The organism is Sphingobacterium sp. ML3W, from assembly GCF_000747525.1.
Classification (GTDB): Bacteria; Bacteroidota; Bacteroidia; order Sphingobacteriales; family Sphingobacteriaceae; genus Sphingobacterium.
Genome location: NZ_CP009278.1, coordinates 2,726,720 through 2,750,330, shown reverse-complemented (window position 1 = coordinate 2,750,330; position 23,611 = coordinate 2,726,720). Strand labels below are relative to the sequence as shown.

The 23,611-nt window shown below is 36.7% G+C and carries 26 protein-coding genes and 1 tRNA gene; 5 read left to right on the top strand and 22 right to left on the bottom strand.

The features are described 5' to 3' along the window. The 17 genes from KO02_RS22780 to KO02_RS11585 all read right to left on the bottom strand — a co-directional run bounded on the left by KO02_RS22780 (position 1) and on the right by KO02_RS11585 (position 15,627). On the bottom strand, positions 1 to 681 hold the full coding sequence (locus tag KO02_RS22780; RefSeq protein WP_144243317.1) for a hypothetical protein: 681 nt from the start codon (positions 679 to 681) through the stop codon (positions 1 to 3). A gap of 4 nt (positions 682 to 685) precedes the next feature. After that, positions 686 to 1,027: a hypothetical protein gene (locus KO02_RS11665; RefSeq protein WP_038698498.1), complete on the bottom strand. Its 342-nt coding sequence runs from the start codon at positions 1,025 to 1,027 to the stop codon at positions 686 to 688. Between the two features lie 2 nt (positions 1,028 to 1,029). Next, a complete protein-coding gene (locus KO02_RS11660; protein ID WP_038698497.1) occupies positions 1,030 to 1,320 on the bottom strand; it encodes a hypothetical protein in 291 nt (96 codons plus the stop codon). A gap of 33 nt (positions 1,321 to 1,353) precedes the next feature. Continuing rightward, complete coding sequence (locus tag KO02_RS11655; RefSeq protein WP_038698495.1) at positions 1,354 to 1,962, bottom strand: 3'-5' exonuclease; 609 nt, start codon at positions 1,960 to 1,962, stop codon at positions 1,354 to 1,356. Between the two features lie 9 nt (positions 1,963 to 1,971). Continuing rightward, positions 1,972 to 2,544 (bottom strand): hypothetical protein, encoded by a 573-nt coding sequence (locus KO02_RS11650; protein WP_038698492.1) that lies wholly within the window; start codon positions 2,542 to 2,544, stop codon positions 1,972 to 1,974. Then, positions 2,544 to 2,810: a hypothetical protein gene (locus KO02_RS11645; protein WP_038698490.1), complete on the bottom strand. Its 267-nt coding sequence runs from the start codon at positions 2,808 to 2,810 to the stop codon at positions 2,544 to 2,546. The genes KO02_RS11650 and KO02_RS11645 overlap by 1 nt, the downstream gene beginning before the upstream one ends. A gap of 56 nt (positions 2,811 to 2,866) precedes the next feature. Then, positions 2,867 to 4,174, bottom strand: a complete 1,308-nt coding sequence (locus KO02_RS11640; RefSeq protein WP_038698488.1) for a tyrosine-type recombinase/integrase — start codon at positions 4,172 to 4,174, stop codon at positions 2,867 to 2,869. 256 nt (positions 4,175 to 4,430) lie between these two features. Then, a tRNA-Lys gene (locus KO02_RS11635) sits at positions 4,431 to 4,503 on the bottom strand. 139 nt (positions 4,504 to 4,642) lie between these two features. After that, positions 4,643 to 4,933, bottom strand: coding sequence for a LapA family protein (locus KO02_RS11630; RefSeq protein WP_038698486.1), 291 nt, complete (start codon positions 4,931 to 4,933; stop codon positions 4,643 to 4,645). A gap of 126 nt (positions 4,934 to 5,059) precedes the next feature. Next, complete coding sequence (locus KO02_RS11625; RefSeq protein ID WP_038698484.1) at positions 5,060 to 7,891, bottom strand: heavy metal translocating P-type ATPase; 2,832 nt, start codon at positions 7,889 to 7,891, stop codon at positions 5,060 to 5,062. Positions 7,892 to 8,391: 500 nt separating this feature from the next. Continuing rightward, positions 8,392 to 8,631, bottom strand: a complete 240-nt coding sequence (locus KO02_RS11615) for a hypothetical protein (RefSeq protein WP_038698481.1) — start codon at positions 8,629 to 8,631, stop codon at positions 8,392 to 8,394. 56 nt (positions 8,632 to 8,687) lie between these two features. Then, entirely contained in the window at positions 8,688 to 9,413 is a 726-nt protein-coding gene (locus tag KO02_RS11610) for a ThiF family adenylyltransferase (protein WP_038698479.1), read from the bottom strand. A gap of 3 nt (positions 9,414 to 9,416) precedes the next feature. Next, positions 9,417 to 10,073, bottom strand: coding sequence for a TatD family hydrolase (locus tag KO02_RS11605; RefSeq protein ID WP_038698477.1), 657 nt, complete (start codon positions 10,071 to 10,073; stop codon positions 9,417 to 9,419). 66 nt (positions 10,074 to 10,139) lie between these two features. Then, entirely contained in the window at positions 10,140 to 11,426 is a 1,287-nt protein-coding gene (locus KO02_RS11600; RefSeq protein ID WP_038698475.1) for an anthranilate synthase component I family protein, read from the bottom strand. 3 nt (positions 11,427 to 11,429) lie between these two features. After that, on the bottom strand, positions 11,430 to 12,707 hold the full coding sequence (locus tag KO02_RS11595; RefSeq protein WP_038698473.1) for an adenylosuccinate synthase: 1,278 nt from the start codon (positions 12,705 to 12,707) through the stop codon (positions 11,430 to 11,432). Between the two features lie 126 nt (positions 12,708 to 12,833). Further along, positions 12,834 to 13,328 (bottom strand): Fur family transcriptional regulator, encoded by a 495-nt coding sequence (locus KO02_RS11590; protein ID WP_038702577.1) that lies wholly within the window; start codon positions 13,326 to 13,328, stop codon positions 12,834 to 12,836. A gap of 82 nt (positions 13,329 to 13,410) precedes the next feature. Further along, the gene (locus KO02_RS11585; RefSeq protein ID WP_038698471.1) at positions 13,411 to 15,627 is read right to left on the bottom strand and encodes a RelA/SpoT family protein; all 2,217 of its coding nucleotides are present in this window, start codon (positions 15,625 to 15,627) and stop codon (positions 13,411 to 13,413) included. A gap of 150 nt (positions 15,628 to 15,777) precedes the next feature. Between KO02_RS11585 and KO02_RS11580 the strand changes: the two genes are divergently transcribed. The 5 genes from KO02_RS11580 (at position 15,778) to KO02_RS11560 (ending at position 18,607) form a co-directional block, all read left to right on the top strand. Further along, positions 15,778 to 16,416 (top strand): DUF4294 domain-containing protein, encoded by a 639-nt coding sequence (locus tag KO02_RS11580; protein WP_051959889.1) that lies wholly within the window; start codon positions 15,778 to 15,780, stop codon positions 16,414 to 16,416. Positions 16,417 to 16,432: 16 nt separating this feature from the next. Next, entirely contained in the window at positions 16,433 to 16,927 is a 495-nt protein-coding gene (locus KO02_RS11575; RefSeq protein WP_038698469.1) for a glutathione peroxidase, read from the top strand. 68 nt (positions 16,928 to 16,995) lie between these two features. Next, positions 16,996 to 17,721, top strand: coding sequence for a bacillithiol biosynthesis deacetylase BshB1 (gene bshB1, locus KO02_RS11570; protein WP_038702573.1), 726 nt, complete (start codon positions 16,996 to 16,998; stop codon positions 17,719 to 17,721). A 71-nt stretch (positions 17,722 to 17,792) separates the two neighbouring features. Next, on the top strand, positions 17,793 to 18,173 hold the full coding sequence (locus KO02_RS11565) for a diacylglycerol kinase family protein (RefSeq protein ID WP_038698467.1): 381 nt from the start codon (positions 17,793 to 17,795) through the stop codon (positions 18,171 to 18,173). Next, positions 18,164 to 18,607: a GNAT family N-acetyltransferase gene (locus KO02_RS11560; RefSeq protein WP_038698465.1), complete on the top strand. Its 444-nt coding sequence runs from the start codon at positions 18,164 to 18,166 to the stop codon at positions 18,605 to 18,607. The genes KO02_RS11565 and KO02_RS11560 overlap by 10 nt, the downstream gene beginning before the upstream one ends. Before the next feature lie 110 nt (positions 18,608 to 18,717). Here KO02_RS11560 and KO02_RS11555 read toward each other — a convergent pair whose 3' ends face one another. The 5 genes from KO02_RS11555 to KO02_RS11535 all read right to left on the bottom strand — a co-directional run bounded on the left by KO02_RS11555 (position 18,718) and on the right by KO02_RS11535 (position 23,504). Beyond that, positions 18,718 to 19,950 carry a PQQ-dependent sugar dehydrogenase gene (locus tag KO02_RS11555; protein WP_038702572.1) on the bottom strand — a complete coding sequence of 411 codons (1,233 nt, stop codon included), beginning with the start codon at positions 19,948 to 19,950 and terminating at the stop codon, positions 18,718 to 18,720. 73 nt (positions 19,951 to 20,023) lie between these two features. Continuing rightward, entirely contained in the window at positions 20,024 to 20,833 is an 810-nt protein-coding gene (locus KO02_RS11550) for a phosphate ABC transporter ATP-binding protein (RefSeq protein WP_038698463.1), read from the bottom strand. Then, on the bottom strand, positions 20,788 to 21,642 hold the full coding sequence (locus tag KO02_RS11545) for a PstA family ABC transporter permease (RefSeq protein ID WP_038698461.1): 855 nt from the start codon (positions 21,640 to 21,642) through the stop codon (positions 20,788 to 20,790). Before KO02_RS11545 ends, KO02_RS11550 begins: the two co-directional genes overlap by 46 nt. Continuing rightward, positions 21,635 to 22,531 carry a phosphate ABC transporter permease subunit PstC gene (pstC, locus tag KO02_RS11540; RefSeq protein WP_038698460.1) on the bottom strand — a complete coding sequence of 299 codons (897 nt, stop codon included), beginning with the start codon at positions 22,529 to 22,531 and terminating at the stop codon, positions 21,635 to 21,637. Before pstC ends, KO02_RS11545 begins: the two co-directional genes overlap by 8 nt. Position 22,532: 1 nt before the next feature. Then, positions 22,533 to 23,504, bottom strand: a complete 972-nt coding sequence (locus KO02_RS11535; protein ID WP_038698458.1) for a PstS family phosphate ABC transporter substrate-binding protein — start codon at positions 23,502 to 23,504, stop codon at positions 22,533 to 22,535. Positions 23,505 to 23,611: the final 107 nt, after the last annotated feature.

The following is a 23,611-nucleotide window of genomic DNA, read 5'->3' as shown; positions in this document are numbered from 1 at the left end:
TTATTTATCTAAAAAGTTTAATGGCTTATCTATTTTTTTAAAATCATAAATGCATACCCATGGGTTTGCTTTCCAGGATTCTTTGCCATTGATCGATTGCCAAAGTGTTTTATATGAACTAATAGAACTGTCAAAATTAAAGCTTGATGCATAAGGAGTTCCGGAGTAATCATAATAGGCTATTCTTTCATTATCTGCTGATTGACAGCTTAAGATACCCTCCGCCATTGCATCAATTTCTGATATATCTTGTAATTGCTCTACACGAACATTAGTGATTTCTAAAAATATCCTGGTGGCATCTTTAGGCATAAAAATAGAAGGCTTCCATTTGCCAGTAAAAGTATTATCGTCATCAGCTCTAAATGTATATAAGTTAAAATCTGTTGGTCCTCCTTTTACAAGTGGGGCCCACGTTTCCCTTACCCAAAAGATGTCTCCAATATTAGCAATAGGTTTGATATCATTTGTGGTGTCATTTTTAGGTCGTTCATCATAATCTAAAGAGGTCACTTCAGTAATGTCTCCTTCTAGCGATCGACTTATTCTAAATAAACCACTTTCATGTTTACTTTTAATTATTCGCCTTGTCTGAACTTTTGTTCCCTCTAAAATAGCCTTAATCATTAGATAGGAAAATAGAATAGGTTTGTATTGTGGAGTTTTGATTGTATGAGACATAATTTTAGAAATTAGTTTTTGTTAACATTCTTGGTTTCATTTGTTTCCGGACAGATTGATAGATAGCCCAATAATGATTTAATAAAGTGAGTGTTGGTGTAGATATATCAAATCCGCCATTGAAAAGAAAGCGCCCTTGAAAATCCGTAATTAACAATGATATTTTTCCAGAATGATTGCGCATGGAAATGCCACATCTTCTTTCGTTGTTTTTATGTCCATAAACTAAAATAGTGTGGCTAGAGTAACCAAATGTAGCTCTATCAGTTATCGGAAGTCCTTTTACTTCTTGTATCGTTTTCTTAAAATGCTTCTTAGATACATTTGTCAATGAAGTAGCTTTCATAATTATTCTCCTTCAAAATTTGATTCGTCAATACGACGTTGTAAGCGATCTAATTTAAATGTCCGGTATTGCGCAATTTTCTCTGGTAATTTGGGATAGAGAATGGTCATCTGTTCAATAAGAATAGAAACATCTGCAATTTCTTCTGCGAGATTGTCAAATTCCGCTTCTGATCTTTTACGGATCCATTTACGTGCAGCAAGTGCTAGCTCAATAGCTTCTTCATTAAGCATTTCTACTTGGGCTATTTCACCCCATTTTTGGATAGCTTGTGTTAAAATTTTTCGTGACATAATGTTGATGATTAGTATAACTAAACTGTGAAATTAAATTTTGTAATATCCTCTTCTTACTAGTTCTAAGAAGGAATCTGCTGTTGCTTTAACATCGGCAAAAGCATCATGATTACCATCAAATTTTGTTTTGAATAGATATTCATGAAGTTCTTGTAGGGATGGAAGTTTAAAATCACCACGTCCAGGAAGCTGAAGTAAATCCTTTGTTGTTTCCATGGTGCAAAGTTTCTGGATATCTTTTTCAGGATAAACATTATATCTTTCCATTTCTGAAACAACGACATTGTAGTCAAATTTTAAATTGTGATTGATATACAACTTACATAATGAAAGATCTTTCATCAAGAAATGCAATGCAATTATAAGTGGAACACCTTCTTTTTCACATCGTTCTGTTGAAATATTATTTTCAACAAAGAAATTTGGGTTTTTGCTACCGACTAATTGGTCCGGTGTTGGTACGCTCCATCCATCTGGTTTAATAATATGGTTGTGTTTGGAAAAGTAATATCCGGATTTAGCATCTACAACTACCCAGCTCAGCTGAGTAATGCGTGGCCAGTTGTCTGTATGAGAAAAATCTAAATTCCAGTCTGTTGGAAATCCATTCGTTTCGGTATCAAGGACTAATGCTAACATGTTTGTATATTATGAGTTTGTTGATATTTGTGATAGTTTAAAATCTGATATTTCTTTGTCATAAATGATTCTGCCATCAGCGTCGTTTTGCAATGTGTCATAAAGGCTTTGAATCATTTGTATGGCATCATGATTTGATTGTCTTGATTTTTCCAGTACCGATTCAAAGAATACCATAAAATGGGTTCTAGTTGTGAAGTTTGGTTCGTTACGACTTAACCTTATAGCTTCATCGTTTATCTCAGCACTAGTTAATCTACATAATGCTTTAAACGCTAGAAATAATGCATATTGATCATTTTGGTTTTCTAAAAAGGCAGAGCTCTTTGATCCTCTTATGTTGATCATATGTGCTGTTTCTGATAGCTTTTTAATTGGGTTAACTAGACCTTTCTTTAAGTCGTAATATTTGTCTGTAGCTAAACCAAGAGGAGGAAGAAGTGTGTCGCATTGGGTAGTAAATTCCTCATAAATTAAAAAGTATAACATACCAGCAGCTCCTATAATATCGTTAAGGGTGTTGCGAAGTACTAATGGAAGCTGTTTAGTTTGTTCTTCGGTGATTTGGGCTTTTCTTTTCATTATTTATAGTCGTTAATAAGTTGCTGCTTGAGTTCTGTTTTTTCTTTTTTGGTTATGTTAACCATATTTTCGACAATGAATTCAATAATATGATTACGTGTGTACATAATTTTCTTGGTACCGATTTTTGAATGTTTTAAGGGATTATCAGCTTGATTTCTATATCGGCGCAAAGTTGTTTTGGTAATTTCTAAAGCAATTGCAAGATCATCTTCTGTAATGATCTGTTGGTCCTTTAGGATCTGATGTATATTCTGTATGTCCATTTATTAATTTGTTTAGTATAACTAATCTTATCTTTTAAAAATAAAGACTGGCTATTTTAACCAGTATTCATATTTTTGATTTTTGTATCATCTTCTTCAGGAACAAGTCCCTGTAATTTATTCATTTCGCTTTGTAAAGTATCTTTATGATTCATCACGACCTTTTTACTTAATTTAGCATATGTTTTAAGAACTGTTTTTGTGTTTTTATGTCCGAGCATTTTAGAAACAGCTTCAGCAGATGCTCCTGCATCTATGTTTGCTTGAGCAAATGAATGTCTTAGTTGATGGGGATGAGCCTCTTTTTCAATTCCCATTATTGTTAACATTTCCGTCAAATAGGTCCCGAACCGTTGGTTGGATAACGAGGGTAGGATTTTACCATTACGCTCTTCTGCAGTTTCGATATAGGAATTTAGAAGCTTTTCAAATTCTGTTATTATGGGAATGATTGACTCAGCTCCAGTCTTACCACGCTTTTTCTTAATGTAACGGAAGCCATTTATATCTGTATAAATATTATTTACATTCAGAGTCTCGAGATCTTGATAAGCTAAGCCAGTGTATAGAGCTAAAACAACACGGTGACGGATTCTTTCAAGCTTAGGAGATCTTGTAAATTTATATTTGGTGATGTACAAAATCTCACTCATTGTTAGCCAATTTGTATCGTCAGTTTCTTCCTCGCGTTCCATGGAGAATGTTGCAAATGGGTTACGTTTTGTAAGATTTCTTTTCTCAGCATCATAAATGATCTTCCTGAGTTTCCCGTAATAACTTGAACGGATAGTTTCATTGCTTAATCCTTTACCATCTCCATTAGGGTGTTCGGTAAACATAAACTGAACATATTTTTCGATAAAAGTATAATCAATCTCAAGGGCATAAATGTCTTTCCTATTATAGGATTGATTTATGAATGTTGAAACGCTATCTCTTAATCTTACGTATTTTTCTAAAGTCGCATCAGAGTAGCCTTTTTTCTTTCCGATGTTAGATTGAAAAGTTTTATTATGTTCATCAATAAGTTCTAATACTGTCCATCGTTTATATTCGCCTTTGCCTTCATATATATTCTTGATAATTTCAGCAGTTTTTATTTTATCTTGATCGTCCAGCTGTCTATCGATAAGTTCTATTTTTTTTTGTATGCGGTTAAGTTGATCATTATATGATGATGATTTTGCTATTCCATATACCTGCTTAAAATCGTTGTTCCAATTGGTTGGTGAAACTTTGATCTCGGAATTGATATTGACTTCATCTTTTTTACCGAAAGATATACGAAGTTTGATAGGAGCAAATCCTGTCTTCTTAGATGTATCCCTAGTACATAACCAAAAATATGTGTTCAATATTTTCATGTTGTTGTTTGTTGTAGTGGGTGCGAATTTTATTAAATTTTAAAATCTGCACCCAAATTCACACCCAAATAGGAGTGCTATTGTTTGTTATTGTATTTTAATGTTTACAATTATACGTAATAAGTTTACAAAAACGAAACTAAAAATTTAAATTAATTTTTGAATAGAAATAGAAAAGGCTCAAAATCTATTGATTTTGAGCCTTTTAAGAAGTTTTTTAGAGGTTGTTTTTAACTTTCTCTATTTTTGTTAGTTGTGATCCAGCTGGGATTCGAACCCAGGACCCATACATTAAAAGTGTATTGCTCTACCAGCTGAGCTACTGAATCGTACTCTGTTTTTGAAGTTTCCTTCGTTGTTTGGAGTGATACAAAGGTAGAAAAATCTACCATACACTGCAACTAAATTCCCTATTTATTTAACATGAATACTGCTTCGCTTTCATTTAGAGGGGATTAATTTTTATTATTAAGATATATAATCACGATCTTCGGTTGTTAATGATGATTTTGGGCTGGAAATAGACTCAATCTCAGGTAAAGTCGCTTCATTTACCTGAATAATCTCTGTCTTTCTTTTCTTTGGTCTTAATAAGATACCTCCAATAATCATCCCGATGAACAATGTAGCCGCAATAATAGAAGATAATGGAAAATTGTGTGTTCCAAAAAACCAAAACTCAACAGGGGCTGTGTTTTGCATGAAAAAGATGGTAATGATGACGACCAATATCAGTAGTATGATTGTTTTGAAATTCATTTTCTGCTTATTTTTCACCAAAATTAAGCATTGTATTTGAAACTTTGATAACTGCTAGTGAAAGTTTATGGGCTGGAGATAATATAAGCAGGGTTTCCGATTATGGGAAACCCTGCATTTGATATTTTACTTGACGTCAATATTAACGACATTCAGTCTTAAAGAATTTAGAATAACGGATAATGAGCTTAGACTCATAGCTGCTGCTGCAAGCATAGGTGATAATAAGATACCAAAGGTAGGGTAGAGGATACCTGCCGCAATTGGGATACCTAATACATTGTATAAAAATGCAAAAAGTAGATTTTGTTTAATGTTACGGACCAATTTATGGCTGAGGACTTTTGCTTTCACAACGCCTAATAAATCACCTTTTAATAAGGTTACTTCTGAACTTTCTATCGCTACATCTGTTCCGGTACCCATGGCAATACCAATATCTGCTTGTGCAAGCGCCGGCGCATCATTGATACCGTCGCCCGCCATAGCGACAACTTTACCTTCCTGTTGTAGTTTTTTTATTTCCAACAACTTATCTTCTGGAAGTGCTTGTGCTTTGAAATGCTTGATACCAAGCTCGTCGGCTACTGCCTTTGCCGTTTTTGCATTATCACCTGTTAGCATAATGACATCGACCCCATGATCCATCAAATAGTGGATGGCTTGCTTAGCGGTATCTTTTATCTTATCTGCAATAACAAGATAACCTAATAATGCATTTCCTTTGGCTAGGTACGATACCGTACGACCTTTTTCTTGCTCACTAGCAACACGCGCTTTGATCTGGTCTGTAATGGTTATGCCATCATCAAATAATAAAGCTTCATTTCCGAGCAATATCTTTTCATTGTGGATATGGCCAAAAACTCCTTTACCATTGACTGTGTCGAATTTATCTGCTTCTAATAAAGACAAATTTAATTCTTTTGCTTTTTTCACAACAGCCTCGGCTAATGGATGCGAGCTATTTGCATTGACGGAAGCTGCTAATATCAATAGCTCATCATGTGTGTTCGTGGATGTGCTTTGCACATCTTCTAAACTTGGTCTTCCTTCGGTTATCGTTCCGGTTTTATCAGTAACCAATACATTCACCTTATCTAATTTTTCTAAGGCTTCAGCATTCTTGATCAAGATGCCATTTTTTGCACCTTTGCCAATACCGACCATCACGGACATCGGAGTGGCTAAACCAAGGGCGCACGGACAGGCAACAATCAATACTGCTAGTGCATTTGCTAAAGCGAAGGCTAACTTGGATTCTTGGCCATAGATCATCCAAACAATAAACGTTAAAATAGCCATTGCGATGACGATAGGCACAAATATACGGGATACACGGTCCGTCATTTTTTGGATAGGTGCTTTACTGCGACTAGCGCTGTTGACCATTTCAATAATCTGTGCCAATAGCGTATCGTCACCTACACGGGAGGCTGACATTAAGAATGTCTGATTGCCATTAATGGTTCCAGCACTTACTTTATCGCCCACCGATTTATCTACGGGTACAGGTTCTCCGGTCAACATGGATTCGTCAATGGTACTGTTGCCAGAGGTAATCTCACCATCTACCGGAATTTTTTCTCCTGGTTTAACGCGTAGGATCTGCTCCAACAAAATATCTTCTACAGCGATTTTCTTCTCGATTCCGTTTTCAACTAAATTTGCTTCTGCAGGTGATAATTTGATGAGCTCTTTAATAGCTGAGTTAGTTCTAGAATGTGCTTTTGCTTCCATCAGTTGCCCTAATAACACCAAGGTTAAGATAACAGCAACGGACTCGAAGTAAAGCGCAACCTGACCATGATGACCAAGCAGGGCATCGGGAAACAGAGAGGGAAACAATAATGCTACCACACTATAAATAAATCCGGCTCCAGCTCCTAGACCAATTAAACTGAACATGTTTAAGTTCCAGGTTTTAAAGGATGTCCATGCACGCTCAAAAAACATCCAAGTAGCATAAAATACGACTGGAACCGTTAAAAACAATTGGATCCATCCTGACATCTGCGGAGTAATGACTTGACCAATTGGGTTACCAGGAATCATTTCACCCATGGAAAGTATAAACAACGGAACGGTAAATAGGAGTGCGGTCCAAAACTTCTTCTTCAAATTTGAATAGGTATGATCTTCTTCTTCTGCGGCAGCATTGGGGACAAGGTCCATACCGCAGATAGGGCATGAGCCAGGTTTGTCACTTTCTACCTCTGGGTGCATGGGGCAGCTATATATTAAAGAAGGTTTTTTTTCGGGTATCTTCTCCAGGTTCATACCGCAGACTGGACAGGAACCTGCTTGATCATATAGCTTATCGCCCTCACACATCATCGGACAATAGTATTTGCCTGCTGACTTAGCGGTAGCTTTTGGTTTTTCTAAATTCTTATTCTTGCTAGATGAACAGCAAGAAGATTTTGTTGCGGCTTCTTTATGTTCATGTAATGACTCGACGGGAACCAGGTGCATACCACAAACTGGACATGAACCAGCCTGATTATAGATCTTGTCATGACCTTCGCAATACATAGGGCAGATGTATTTGCCAGAAGCTTCTACCGTATTAGTATGGATTGTAGTTTTGTTGCCTTTGTTGGATGAACAAGAAGATTTTGTTGTCTTATCTTTATGATTAGGTAATGACTCGACGGGAACCAGGTGCATACCACAAACTGGACATGAACCTGCCTGATCATAGGTCTTGTCATGACCTTCGCAATACATAGGGCATATGTATTTGCCAGATATGTTTTCATTTAGCTGATAATCACCAATTTTTAATAGTTCCTCATTTATTTCTTGTATGTCAATTAAAATTTCTCCTTCAATAATTGCTTCTGGAGGATCTAAAGTCACCTTTGCCTTTATTCCTGGTATATGGTTGAGTGTCTCTTCTATTTTGGAACGGCACCCGTTGCAGGTCATGCCCGTTATTTGATATGTATGATCCATAGTTTGATTTAAATTAACGTATACAAATATCTCTTTTAAATAAAAATTAATACTGTAACATTTGAGGTTTAAATTATAAGATTTTATACTGAAGCACAATAATAGGAGTGATGCTGATAGATTTCAAAAATAACAAATGATGCATTACTTTGTTTTAATTGAAAAACAAACACTTCTGCCAATTTTCTTGGCGTTTATTTTTTGGGTATTGACGACAATAAAAAAAGAAATTGGCGGAAGGTAGTTTAATTGATGAGTGTGCAACTACAGCGATTTTTATATTTATGGCGAGTTGCATCATCTCTTTTCATTGCCATGAAAAGAGGGGGGCTAAAAGAGGTCAAGCGATTGGAGAACATCGCTGACATCATTTTCTTAACTGGACTATTTGTTTTGTTCGCAGCTTCTATCTTGTTAATATTTAATATAACATATATGGAATTATATAAGATGCGGCAATGGAATCTTAGTCCCAAGATATAAGGTAACGCAATATTTTGCTACATAAAAAGCATCACCTCTGGGTGTTTGATAATCGTTTTGATCAAGGGTTTGGTTTCACCATCAATGACAGCATGAAAATGCGGTTCAGGAATAAAAAGTTTAAACGTCTTCTTATCAATTTTTACGACAAAAATTGCACCGTGCACAACTTGCTTATCATCAATAACCAAAGAAAAATCATCAACTGGTTGATTAGCAAGTTTGTTTGTTTCAATTAACTTTAACAGTTTTTCCATAGCCAAAACTACAATTTCTAGTCAATACTTTGGTTGATATTGACTAGAAATTTGAATTAATTATTATTGATCAGATCTCGTAAAGCAACGGATGCTATGGCGCCACCAAATGCAGCTGGTAGGTAAGACATAGTACCATAGGCCGATTTTTTAAAATTGCTACCATCAGTATACAAAAGTGATGACTTATCCGGAAGCTCGGTAGAAAAGACAACTTTAAATCCGTTATTAATACCATGTTTCCGCAATTTTTTACGAATATGATAGGCAAGTTTGCAGTTGTGGGATTCTGATATATCACCAATGACAATCTTTGTAGGATCCATTTTACCACCAGCACCCATTGAGCTTACAAAGCTCACTTTTCGTTCTAATGCTTGACGGATAAAAAACAATTTTGGTGTGATACTATCAATGGCTTCAACCGTATAATCTGGATTGAGATCCAATAGATCTGAAATCTTTTCTGGAAGAATGAAATCTTCGATTACGGTTAAATCCAATTCGGGATTTATAGACAACAACCGTTCGCGCATGATTTGTGCCTTGGATTGACCATGATTGGTCGCTAATGCCGGTAATTGTCTATTTCGGTTTGAGGGGTCAATGGTATCACCATCAATGATTGTCATTTTTCCAACGCCACCACGGCAGATAAATTCGGCGGCAAATGATCCTACTCCACCTAGTCCTAAAACCATGACGTGCGATTTTGCCAATTTTTCTAAAGCTGCACGCCCCACTAATGCCTCTGTGCGTGATAGCCACGATAAGTCTTTCATATTTTATTCAAATACAAGTTGATAGTTCTTTAATATATTATTCTTTAAATTGTCCTGTGACATGCCTTTCAATTGTGCTGCATAAGAGTACAATTGTCTGATATCGACCTCTTTATCATCAGTTTCGAAAAATAGTTGATCGATGGGTACTGCTATAAGTGCGGCATCTAGTTTTCCTGTTAAGATAGCTGCGCCAAAAGAAAGGTAATAACCTCTCTTTATCAATTGTTCTGCGACGATTTTATTTTTGTTAAAACCATGGAACACGACAGGACCTTTAAACTCTGCTGTCTTGATGCTGTATAACACTTCTTCAAATGCGCGAACGCAATGAATAATCAATGGTTTATGGTACTGTTGTGCTAAGCTAATCTGTTCTCGAAATACTTCCTGCTGTATGGGCAAGGAAATTTCAATTGCTTTATCTAATCCACATTCACCAACAGCAATAATCTGATCATGTTGTAAGAGCACTCTTAATGCTGAAATACCATTAAAAGGCTCTTTTTCAGAAATATACCAAGGGTGTAGTCCCGCGGATCTGCTACCGGAATATGAAATCTCCTGATCTTTATTGAGAATATTGTTCCATACGGTTTTCACATCAGGAAATGATGAAGGATTTCGATGGGTGTGTATGTCAATATAAACCTGTACCATAATAAGGCTCAAATTTCTGAAAAATAAATGATGTTTTGGAATATTATCTACTAAATATGTCGATATTTAGTCTATTTGTACATTTAATGCTTTTAGCATGCCATTTGCCTTTAATAAACACTCTTGATACTCATCTTTAGCATTTGCTTGTATCGTAATAGCGCCTCCGGTTTGAAAAGATAGGTGTCTTTTTTTGGTGTTATATAAAATGGTTCGAATAACAACATTGAAGTCGAAATCGCCATTAGGTGAAAAATATCCGATAGATCCAGCATAAACTGAACGTTGTGCTGCTTCTACTTGATCACAGATACGCATAGCTGCAATTTTTGGTGCCCCAGTCATGGAGCCTGCTGGAAATGTGTTCTTAATGACTTCGACATCGGAGACCTCATCACTTTTTTCACAGGTGATCGTAGAGATCATCTGATGGACGAGTTTGAACGATTGAATTTCAAATAGGCGGTCTGCTTTCACGGATTTAGGCACTGCACTTCGTGTTAGATCATTGCGTACCAAATCTACAATCATCACATTTTCAGCAATCTCTTTTTTTGAATTCAACATGGTCTGTACGATCTGTTGATCTTCTTCAACAGTACTGCCTCGTTTTGCTGTTCCCTTTATGGGTTGCGAAATGAGTTCATTGTTGCGCTTCGCTAAAAACCGTTCTGGTGATGCAGAAAGGATGAACTTATCTTGAAATTTGAAAAATGAAGCAAAGGGTGTAGGGGATATGCTGTTTAATTTTTCGAATGCTGCTAGAGGATTTAAGCTTACGTTTTCGGCATAAAATTCTTGACATAGATTGACTTCATAGATATCTCCTCTACTGATATGTTCTTGCATTTTATGAAATGCATGGAAGTATTCTTCCTTGGACCACCGTGCTTGGACTTTCCCATCAAAACCAACCAAGTCAGACTTTAGTAGATACTGGTCTATTTCTTGGTAAATTTCAGCTGGATTTTCGGCAGTTATGTATACTTTACTTCCGATGATCTTAACAACTGTAGTAGGAATGAAAAAATAAGCAAGTGGAAAATCCAATTGATCAACATGATTGGTTTTCAGGTCTTCAATTTCGTTTTTCAGATCATAGGAAAAAAAACCTGGAATATAGGTGTTGGGGTGATTAGAAATAAATTTTTGAACTTCTTGAAAGGTGTCTCCGTTGGTAGCGCAATAGTGTGCTTTAGCTTTTACGGCAACCAAACAATCAAATGCACTCCATTGATCGGAATGTGCATTGGAATGGAGATAGGCAACTTCATCAAATTGCGCTGCCCATTGCAGCGCTTTTTGATGAAAATTATTCGTTGAATCTATAACAAAATTGTCTTCGACCCGCATTAACTATTTAGTCAATTTTAATGTTTGCTTACGATCTGGACCTACAGATAAGAACGTAATAGGCACTTCTAGTGCTTTCTCTAAATACGTAATGTAATTCTGTAATGCTGTAGGGATTTCGCTTTCTTTCGTAATACCTGTGCAATCTTGATTCCAACCATCAATTTCTTCCAAAATAGGCTCAGCCTCATTTGTGATAATCTCGTACGGCATGTAATCGATTACTTTACCTTCATGTCTGTAGTGTGTACAAACTTTGATTTTTTCGAAAGTATCCAAAACATCGGCTTTCATCATGATCAATTCGGTAACTCCGTTTAACATGATTGCATATTTTAGAGCAGGAATATCAATCCAACCTGTACGACGTGCACGACCAGTAGTAGCACCAAACTCATGACCCAATTGACGCAAGTTTTCACCTACTTCATCGTGTAATTCTGTTGGGAATGGACCACCACCTACGCGAGTAGCATAAGCTTTGAAGATACCGTATACTGCACCGATTTTATTGGGAGCAATACCTAAACCAGTACATGCACCAGCTGTGGTTGTATTAGAAGATGTTACGAATGGATAAGATCCAAAGTCAACATCTAACAAGGTGCCTTGAGCACCTTCAGCTAGTACTTTTTTACCGTCTTTAAGGTATTGATTTACCAAATGCTCGGAATCAACATGCGGAATTGTTTTAATGAATTCGATAGCCGCCAAGAAAGCTTCTTCTTTTTCAGAAAAATCTGGAACTTCACCGTAATGCGCTAAAATAGAAAGGTGTTTTTCTTTCAATTTTTCGTAACGTTCTTTGAAATCCGCTAATGTAGTATCACCCACACGTAGGCCATTACGACCTGTTTTGTCCATATAGGTAGGACCAATACCTTTTAACGTAGAACCAATTTTACCGGCACCCATTTTAGATTCTGAAGCAGCATCTAATAATTGGTGAGTAGGAAGGATCAAGTGTGCCTTACGAGCTAACACTAAATTTCCTTTGCCTACTGGATCGAAACCCGCAGTTTTTAAATTGTCTAGTTCTCTCTTTAAAATAATCGGGTCGATAACAACACCATTTCCGATTAGGTTAAGAGTTCCTTCATTGAAGATACCCGAAGGGATCGTGTTTAAAACGAATTTTTTGTTATCAAACTCCAATGTATGTCCGGCGTTAGGGCCGCCTTGGAAACGAGCGATTAAATCGTATTGAGGACAAAATACGTCAACGATCTTACCTTTACCTTCGTCTCCCCATTGTAAGCCCAAAAGCACATCAACTTGCATAGCTTTTAAAGTATTGTGATTAAGAATTTATGTTAATTTTTTGAATTATCTAAAAACAAAATGTTCAGAAAAATGAGCAAATCATTTTCTGAACAAATGTACTATTATATTTGACCAATTAGGAGATTAATTTGAAATAACCTCTTTTTCGTTTTTAGCTTTTGTAGCGGCTAATTTCTGTTGGCACTCATTACAAACCCCGTATAGGTTCAAAGAGTGGTGTTTAATGTCGAATTTTAATAGCTCTCCCATTAAACTTTGAATCTGGTTAATACGTGGGTCGCAGAATTCGACTACGATATTGCATTCAATACAAATGACGTGGTCATGTTGCTTGAATCCATAGGATTTTTCGAATTGTGCCATATTGCGACCAAACTGGTGTTTAGTCACCAAATCACAGGATACTAATAATTCCAAAGTATTGTAAACAGTGGCACGGCTAACTCGATATTTTTTATTCTTCATATGGATGTACAATGACTCAACGTCAAAGTGATCCGTACGGGAATAAATTTCTTCCAAAATAGCATAACGCTCTGGAGTTTTCCTTAAGTTTTTATTCTCTAAGTAAGCTTCAAAGATTTTTTTTACTGTTGCGTAATTTTCAGCTGCGTTCATATTAATCATTAAGATTCTTTACAAATTTACCAATTTTGATTCAATAATTGTAAGATAAAAAAAATGTGAGATTCATCTGATCTTAACTTTCAGATTCATAACGCGAAACAGTTGTAATGCCTCTAACTTGTTTGAGCGTTTTCATTAAATTTTCTAACTGGGAAGTGTCATTTACAAAGACCATGATGTTTCCTTCAAAAATCCCATCATTGCTCGTAATACTTAGTGAGCGAATATTAACATGAAATTCATGTGAAATCACTGTCGTAATTTTATTGACCAAACCCACATCATCAATTCCTACAATACGTAAACCTGTCAAGAAGGATACATCGTTTTTAGAAGTCCATTTGGCCTTCATGATCCGATACCCATAGTTTGCCATGAGCTTGGAAGCATTTGGACAACTTGTACGGTGAATTTTGATGCCGTCGTTGACCGTCAAAAAGCCAAAAACATCATCACCAGGAATAGGGTTGCAGCAAGGTGCTAATGTATAGTCTATCTGCTGCAGATCGTCTCCTATTAATAGGGTGTCTTGGTCTTTTCGGTGTAATTTCTCTACAAGCCCACCAATATGCGCATTGAATTGCGTGTTTTGTGTACTGAGTGTGGCATCATTATTTTTTTCGTGGGCGACAAACTCCCGCAAGTGTTTAATATCTACAAGTCCTTTTGCTACATTGTAAAACAAGTCTTGTGAACTTGCGAACTTCAGATAATTAGCGACTTTATTGATGTTATCGGTATTGTAGGTTATTTTTAACGTCTTCAGTTTCCGCTCTAAAATTTCCTTTCCATCTTCCGCAACGCGGCGTCTTTCTTCTTTTAATGAAGAACGAATTTTGGATTTTGCTTTTGCAGTTACTACAAAATTCAACCAATCTTCTTTTGGAGTTTGTTTACTTGAGGTGATAATCTCTACTTGATCCCCATTCTGCAAGACATGGCTCAATGGCACCAACTTATGATTCACTTTTGCACCGATACAGGTAGCACCAATATCCGAGTGGATTTCGAACGCAAAGTCTAATGCAGTGGCATCATTAGGCAATTGAATCAAAGCACCTTTTGGGGTGAAAATGAAGATCTCATCAGAGAATAGGTTCATTTTAAAATCATCCACAAAATCTAGGGCATTCTGTTCAGGATTGCTCAACACTTCCCTAATTTTTTTGATCCACTGATCTAGTCCGCTATCCGAATTCGACTCTTTGTACTTCCAATGGGCTGCAAAACCTTTTTCGGCAATTTCGTTCATGCGGCTGGTTCTGATCTGCACTTCAACCCACTGTCCACGTGGCCCCATTACTGTCGTATGTAGAGACTCGTATCCATTTCCTTTGGGAGAAGATACCCAATCGCGTAAGCGGTCAGGATTTGGACGATAGAGGTCGGTAACGATAGAATACACTTTCCAACATTCTGTTTTTTCGCGTTCGTCTTCCGTGTCGATAATAATTCGAATGGCAAATAAATCATAAACTTCCTCAAATGGAATAGATTTTTTACGCATCTTACTCCATATGGAATGAATGGATTTTGGTCTTCCAAATACTTGCGCAGATATCCCTTGTTCACGTAAAATCTCTTGTACGGGGTCAATGAAATCGGCTATGAACTTTTCTCTTTCTGCTTTCTTTTCGTTCAGTTTTCGCGCAATAAATTTATACGTATCTGGGTCGGTAAATTTCATGGATAGATCTTCCAATTCCGACTTAATCGTATATAAACCTAATCTATGTGCCAAAGGTGCATAGAGGTAACTTGTTTCAGATGCAATTTTCAGCTGTTTGTCACGGGCCATGAATTCCATGGTGCGCATATTGTGTAGACGATCGGCTAGTTTTATCAAAATAACGCGTACATCATCAGCCAAGGTCAATAACATTTTGCGGAAATTTTCAGCCTGCATCGAACTGTTGGGGTCGAAGATCCCTGATATTTTTGTCAAACCATCAATAATCCGACGAACTTTTTTACCAAACATCTGCTCGATTTCATCAAGCGTAATATTGGTATCTTCGACTACATCATGTAGGAGTGCACATACAATCGAAGTGGTGCCCAAACCAATCTCTTCTGCAGCAATCTGTGCTACTGCTATCGGGTGGAAAATATAAGGTTCGCCAGATTTACGACGCATTTCTTTGTGGCTCTCTAAAGCTAGATCGAATGCTTTTCTGATCATTTGCTTGTCGCCACGTTGCATCGTTGGTTTACATGCGCGTAATAATGCTCGGTATCTCTTACGTATTTCTTTATTTTCTGCTTCTATATCAATCACATAATCTTTCATAAACTTGCAGTTGCATTATGATTTTAAAAATACATTTCTTAAATTAGTTAATATTAATTTAAAGGAATAAATAGGAAACCAAATTTATTTTTATTAAATGTAATAATTTTTTAATACTATTGACAAAAAAAGTCAATTTTTTAAATTGTAATGATCAAGATAAACTTACGTTGGTTGTTTTCTGCACTGCTTTTTATCCCTGTTTTGGGGATGGCTCAAGCATTGACTGTGCCCCTTTATGGAGAGGGTGAACAGGAGGTACTTGAGGAGTTTAATATGACGACTTTAGAGACTGGAGAAAGACTACCTTGGTTCTTAGTTCCTGAAGTTAAAATAACGAAACAACGTGTCTGGAAATCAGAAGATGCGAAAAAAGAGTACTTAAGACTAAAACGCAACGTCTTACGGGTGCTTCCTTATGCGATTTTTGCGCAAAAAAGATATGACCAATTGGATCGTGAACTTGCATTGGTAACAGACAAGAAACAACAAAAGAAATTAATCGAAGTTTGTGAAAACGAGGTGAAATCTATGTTTAATAAAGAAATTAAGAACATGAGTATCACCCAGGGCAAGATACTCATCAAATTGATAGATAGACAAACCGGGCACTCGAGCTATGAAATGGTCAAACAGATGAAAGGGGGGCTGTCTGCATTTTTATACCAGGGTGTGGCTAAAATATTTGGTCACAACCTCAAAAACACGTATGATCCCCGAGAGGATTATGAGATAGAAAATATTATTAGAGAGTTTCAAAAATCGAGATTAGAGCATCGGTATTTTTAAATATAAATAACTAATTATGAAAACAGTTTATGATTTTGCTGCCTTACAGTTTAATGGTCAAGAAAAATCATTAGCTGATTATAAAGGAAAAGTCTTACTGATCGTTAATACAGCCAGTCAGTGTCTTTTTACGCGCCAATATAAATCTTTAGAAAAGCTATATCAAACCTATAAAAATGAGGGCTTTGAGATACTTGCTTTTCCTTCCAATAATTTTGGTAAACAGGAGCCTTTGACAGGCTATACCTTAGAAACTTTTTGTAGAATAAATCAACAGGTGCATTTTCCCATATTCAAGCGTACACATGTCGTTGGAGAATATGCATCGCCCTTGTATAAATACCTAGCCAGTAAAATTGAAAATGGTCATATTGAAAGTAAACCGGTTTGGAATTTCCATAAATACCTCATTAATAAAAAAGGTGAAGTAGTAGATTATTTTTACCCAATAACTTCACCAAATGCTACCAAAGTAAAAAAACGTGTGGAGCAATTATTATCAGAGCAGTAAAAAAAGCGAAATGTTTACTACATTTGTGTACAATAGTTGGTTAAACATTTAAATTTCAATACGCCATGATAAAACTCGATTTATTAGTGATAACTGTACATCCGGACGACGCAGAATTAGGTGCTGGTGGCACAATGGCCAAATATGTTGCAGCAGGTAAAAAGGTGGGGATAGTCGATTTAACGAGAGGCGAATTAGGAACACGTGGTACTGCTGAAACCAGAGACCAAGAAGCGAATGATGCCGCAGAAATATTAGGTTTGACAGTCCGAGAGAACCTAGCATTGCGAGATGGTTTTTTTGAGAATGCTGAAAAAGAGAAACTTGCTGTTATTAAGGCTATTCGTAAATATCAACCAGAAATTATCATTACCAATGCAGTCTCTGATAGGCATCCTGATCATGGCAGAGCGGGGCAGATGATTTCTGAAGCTTGCTTTTTAGCTGGCCTAAGAAAGGTAGAAACTGAGATTGATGGTTTAATGCAGGAGCCTCATCGTCCGAGGTTGGTTTTACAGATCGTACAAGATTATTATATTAAACCTGATATCGTATTGGACATTACTGATTTTTATGCAATAAAAGAAAAATCTGTTTTAGCCTATAAGACGCAGTTTTACACGGGTGAGGAGAACAATACTGACGAGCCACAAACTTATATCTCAAATCCAGATTTCATGGAATCCACAGCTGCTAGAGCGCGAGAATTCGGTCGTTCTATTCAGGTAAAATATGCTGAGGGTTTTACAGCTCATAAAATATTGGGTGTAGATGATATATTTCACTTGATTTAATTTTAAAAATCAAATAAAAGCCGTTTCTTTATCATATAGGAAACGGCTTTTGCTTTTTACAGCATAAATATATGAAAAATCGAAAATTCTCATTTCAGGATCGTGCAAAAAGTTTTACTTACGCTTTTGATGGTTTTAAGGTGCTATTTGCTGAGGAACACAATGCACGCATTCACCTTGTTGCAACTGTCGTTACAGTAATTGCTGGGTTTTATTTTGATATTTCTACGGTAGAGTGGATGATTATCTTATTGTGTATTGGTTCTGTTTTTGCATTGGAAATAGTCAATTCGGCAATTGAAAATCTCGCGGACCTGGTTTGCCAAGAACAAAATAGTTTAGTGAAGAAAGCGAAAGACTTGGCAGCGGCTGCAGTATTGGTTGCAGCAATTGTTGCAGCTATTATAGCCATCATAATCTTTATTCCAAAAATTAAAATATTATGGTTTTAATTAGAGCATATGAAGTAAAAGATAGGGATGTGGTATTGCAGATCATGCAAGAGAATATTCCAGCCTATTTTGCACAAGCCGAAAAGGAAGATCTCAAATACTATCTGGATTTTGAAATAGAGCAATTTTTTGTTGTTGAAAAAAATAAAGAGGTGGTGGCTTGTGGAGGTATTAATCTCGAATTGGAGGAACGAAGAGGGGTGATTAGTTGGGATATGGTACTTCCTAGCGAGCAGGGAAAGGGGTATGGAAGCCAATTGCTGGACTATCGTATCTCCATTTTAAAGCGTATGGATACGATTGATAAAATCACTGTACGCACGTCACAGTTAACGTACCTCTTTTATCAAAAAAATGGCTTTGTCTTGGATCAAATTGTAAAGGACTATTGGGCGAAAGACTTTGACCTGTATCGTATGGAATTAAGTTCTTAATGATATAATTCTTATAACAACATGTTTAATCATACTACCTTTTTGTTGTTAATACGTATTCATAAAAAAAGGTAACCTGTATGGTTACCTTTTTTATTTTAAGAACTGTTTTATTTCTTTTTGTCTATTTTATAAAGACGACCTAAATCCGTAATGGCATATAGCGCACCATCTGAACCTTGTGTGATATCTCTAAATCGTTGACCTTCTTTCTCTAACAATCGTTCTTCGCCAACAACTTTGTTGTCTTTAATAACCAAGCGAGCGATATGTGTACTGCTTAGGCCACTGATAAATAGATTGTTTTTCCACTCGGGCATACGATCTCCTGTATAAAATGTAATTCCACTTGGTGACAAAACAGGGTCCCAGTAATAAACAGGTTGTTCTAATCCTTCTTTTTGTTGAATAGGTTCACCAACTTTTTCTCCGCTGTACTCTAAACCGTAAGTGATAATTGGCCAACCATAGTTTTTACCTGCTTCAATACGGTTCAACTCATCTCCACCTCGAGGGCCAAATTCTGTTTCCCAAAGGTCTCCAGTTTCAGGATGAAGGGCTAATCCTTGTACATTTCGGTGACCATAGCTGTAAATTTCGGGTCTGACATCTGCTTGGTTCGCAAATGGATTTCCGGATGCAGCCTCGCCATTTGTTGTAATTCTGACGATCTTACCCAATCCTGATTTTAGGTCTTGGGCCTGAGGTCTTGTCTCTAGGTCCGAACGCTCTCCGGTACTTACAATTAAGTTACCTGATTTATCAAATAAGATGCGACCTCCGTAATGAAGTTTTCCTTTATATTTAGGTGTAGCACGGTAAATGACCGTTGCATTTTCTATTGTTTTCTCATCATCAGACAATCTGCCTTTACCAACAGCCGTTAAATTACCTTCTGCCGAAGGTTCGGCAAATACATAATAAACCATGCGATTAGTTGCAAAAGCTGGATCAATCGTCAATCCCAATAAACCACCTTGACCATCTGCATCTACTTTAGGAAGTCCTGTAATAGGTTCAGAGACTTTCCCATCTGTTGTTGCAATTCTAAAAGTTCCTTCTTTTTCAGTTATAAGTAAACGTCCATCTGGCAAAGCTGCAATACCCCAAGGCGACTTTAAGGTAGTATTCAATACAACACCTTCAAATGCGGTGTTTGTCTTGACGCCCTGGATACGCGTCTGACCTTCAAATGCGGGTTTGTACTTGGTATTAGCTTCCTTTGTTTCTACTGCAGGATATATGCTATCTACCGCGTTTGCTTCTGCACTATTACTAGTGCCATTTGAACAAGAGTATAGGGCCAGAGAACTAATGAGTATGGTGGCTAGTTTATTTTTCATAGACAAGTCGAATTGTTTCATATCTTATAAAAATATAAATAATTTATCACAAATGATGTATCGGAAAATGTTATCATGAAATAAATCCTTTAACATACTGACGTGTAATCTCATGTTTAGGATTGAGCAGCACATCTTCAGTTTTTCCAAATTCTAGAATCTCACCTCCATAAACAAAAATGATATAATCCGAGACGCGACGCGCTTGCCTTAAAATATGCGTGACCAATACAATGGTATAATCTTTTTTCAATTCAATAAGTAGGTTTTCGATCGTTTGGGTAGAGATGGGATCTAAAGCAGATGTAGACTCATCTCCTAAGATGATTTCGGGCTTCACTGCTAAACCGCGAGCAAGACATAACCGTTGTTGCTGCCCTATGGAAAGTCGTGTTGCAGATTGGTCCAATCGATCTTTCACTTCTTCCCAAAGTCCAACGTTCTTTAATTGTGTTTCCACGATTTCAGAAAGTTCCTTCTTATTCTTAGTTCCATGTATACGTGGTCCATACGCAATATTGTCGTATATGGACATGGGTAAGGGAAACGGCTTTTGCGAGAGCAGACCCATTTTTTTTCGGATATGGGTTACTTCAGCGTTAGGTGCATAGATATCCTCACCGTTGACAAAAACCGAACCGGATACCTGAACACCTTTTGTATCATCAATCAACCGGTTCAACGTCTTGAGTAAAGTCGTTTTACCACAACCCGATGGACCAATAATTGAGGTGATGCTATTATTGGGTAGTGATAAATTGATGTTTTTTAAAATATGATGACCATCAATATGGATATTTAGATCTTGTATTTGAATATGGGGCTGAACCATAGGTGCTACAATTTGTGTTTGTTTTGTTTCGATGATAGGATATGGGTGCATATAACTATAATTAAAATGATAAGCGTTAAAATAAGTGCTGATGCGTATGCGCGACCTTGAACTTCTGGAATAGGGCTACTCAATTGAAAAAATATAGCCAATGGTAATGTTGCTGCAGGCTCATCGATGTAACGAGGCAAATTGTCACTGAACCCAGTTGTTAACAAGACTCCGGCAACATCACCTATAGATCGTCCAAAAGCCAGTAGGATTGCTGTAAAAATTCCCTGTTTAATATGTAAAATGAAAACTTTGGCAACCTCCCAATTGGTTGCACCTAAGGATAGTGTAACATGTTTTAAGTCTGTTGGCACGGTTCTGATAAGCTCATCCACCGTTCGGACTACGATGGGAATGGTCAAGAGTGTAATCGTAATGATACCACCTAGCAAGGATGCACGGATCCCGAAATAAACCATAATTGTAAAACCAACTGCTCCATATACAATGGAAGGGATACCATATAAAATATCGAACATCAATTTTGAATATTGCGCCAATTTTGAGGATGTTTTGATATATATATTTAAAAACAAAGCTATTGGAACTCCAATAATGGTTGCCAATAAGGTTGCCACTCCTGCAAGATAAAGGGAACCAAGAATAGCGTTTAGGATTCCTCCTTCTTTGCCCATATAGAAACCGCCCTTCGGTAACTGGCTTACCATTTCCCATGATAGATAAGGTAATCCCTTATAGAGGATAGTGCCGATGATAAAGAAAAGCGATCCTGTAACCAACATGCCTGAAAGTCGCATGAATCCTTTTGCTATCTTTTCTTTTAAAAGTCTTGTTTTAAGATTATCCATTATGCTTGCCCTCCAGTCTATTGAGTATGATGCGAGAAATTAAGTTAAATCCAAAAATAATGACGAAGAGCAGTAAGGCGGAAAACATAAGTGCCGAATCGTATAAAGGAATAGACATCATCTCTCCAAAATTATTTGCAATTAATGCCGGAATAGGGTAGCCCGCATCAAAAATTGAAGTGGGTATTTTAGGTACATTACCACAAACCATCAAAACGGCTATGGTCTCGCCAAATGCTCTGGATATAGCAAGTACAATCGCAGCTATGATTCCTGGCTTTGCTCTTCGCAGAATTACTTTTTTGGCAGTCTCCCATTTGGTAGCTCCCAAAGATAACGAAGCTGCTTTAAGCTCTGCAGGCACTGTTTTCAACACCTCAACCATAATACTGATCATGATAGGGAAAATCATAACAGACAGAACAATACCCCCAGCTAAAATGGTATAACCTGAGGTAGAAACTCCAAATAGGGGAGCAATGTAGGATTGGATAGCGGGCACAATAAATAACACTCCCCATACACCGTAGAGTACTGGAGGAATAGCGGCCAAGACATTGATGAGTGGCAAAACTATGTTTTTTAATGTGTCTGAGGCGTACTCTGTTAAATATATGGAAGTTAAAATACAAAGTGGACAGGAAATCAACAAAGCCACTAAGGTAACACTCAAGGTGCCCATTATGAAGGGAAGAAAACCAAAACTGCCTTTCATAGGTGCCCAGATATGATTGGTTAATAACTCCCAGATGTTAAATGATTCGAATAGTGGAATAGACTTAATAGTCAAACCAACACCGATAATAAGGACTACAGAAAGTGAAATGAGCAGCAAAACAAAACTTAATTGTTTTGCGATTGAATTTTTGATTAACCTTGTTCGTAACATATTATAGCTTATTCAGTTCTTTATTCATTAATAATTCGGTTAATGGTACATATCCATTTTCTAATAAATAACTTTGCGATTTTTTCTTTAAGACGAATGAGATGAATTCTTTAACAAGTAAATTATTGGGTTTATCCTTTGTAATAAAAGATAGGTCTCTTGATGGCGGACTGGGGTATTGATTATTGCTTACGGCATCTGTCAATTCATCAATAGTTTGATAAAAATTTTCATTTTCACTGATGCGACCGTCCTCATTGAGGTCAATAGGAAGGACATCTATCTCCGGCATCACTTTTTTTGTTTTCAAGTCATACACATAATTGATATTATTGAAGCCTATTGCATTTTTATCGTCTTTAATCGCTTGAGCAATGCCTGGATCTCCAAATATACCGACGCCCTTTAAATCCTCCTGCTTACTCTTAAAGAAGTTGGCCCATGTTTCAGCTGCTCCTGCAGCGTCTGCTCTTGTATAAATGATCACTGGGTCTTTCGTGAAGCGTGAATCAATGTCATTCCAGGTTTTATATTTATCATTAATGAAGATGTTTTTTAATTCACTCTGGGTTAATCCACGTTCTTTAAGAAGACTATAATTTGGATTATTTGCGTTTATTGTACAGATTACCGCGTCTTTTGCAACATGTATTGGGTAAGCTCCTTTTTTTATTTCTTCAGCATGCAGATCACGAGAAACAAGGCCAATATCAACCATACCTGACAATGCATCAGCGATACCTTTCCCTGCACCTCCGGCAGAAATATTGAAGCGCACATTAGGATTTTCCTTTTTAAAATCTTCACTCCATAATACGACCAATGGGTAGAGTGCAAATGCCCCAGACAATGAAATATTCCCTTCGAAACCTCGCTCTTTAGAATAACCATTTTCAATTTTTGGAGCGCACGAATTAATATTGACAAACAGCAAAGAGCTTATAATAAATGTATTAACCTTGTTTTTTATCATTTTATGTATGTCTATCGGGTTGGTCTACAATAATATTTTTGACAAATATATATTAATTTAATAGATTTTATAGATTATATGGTTTTTTTTTCTACTTTTGGACAATT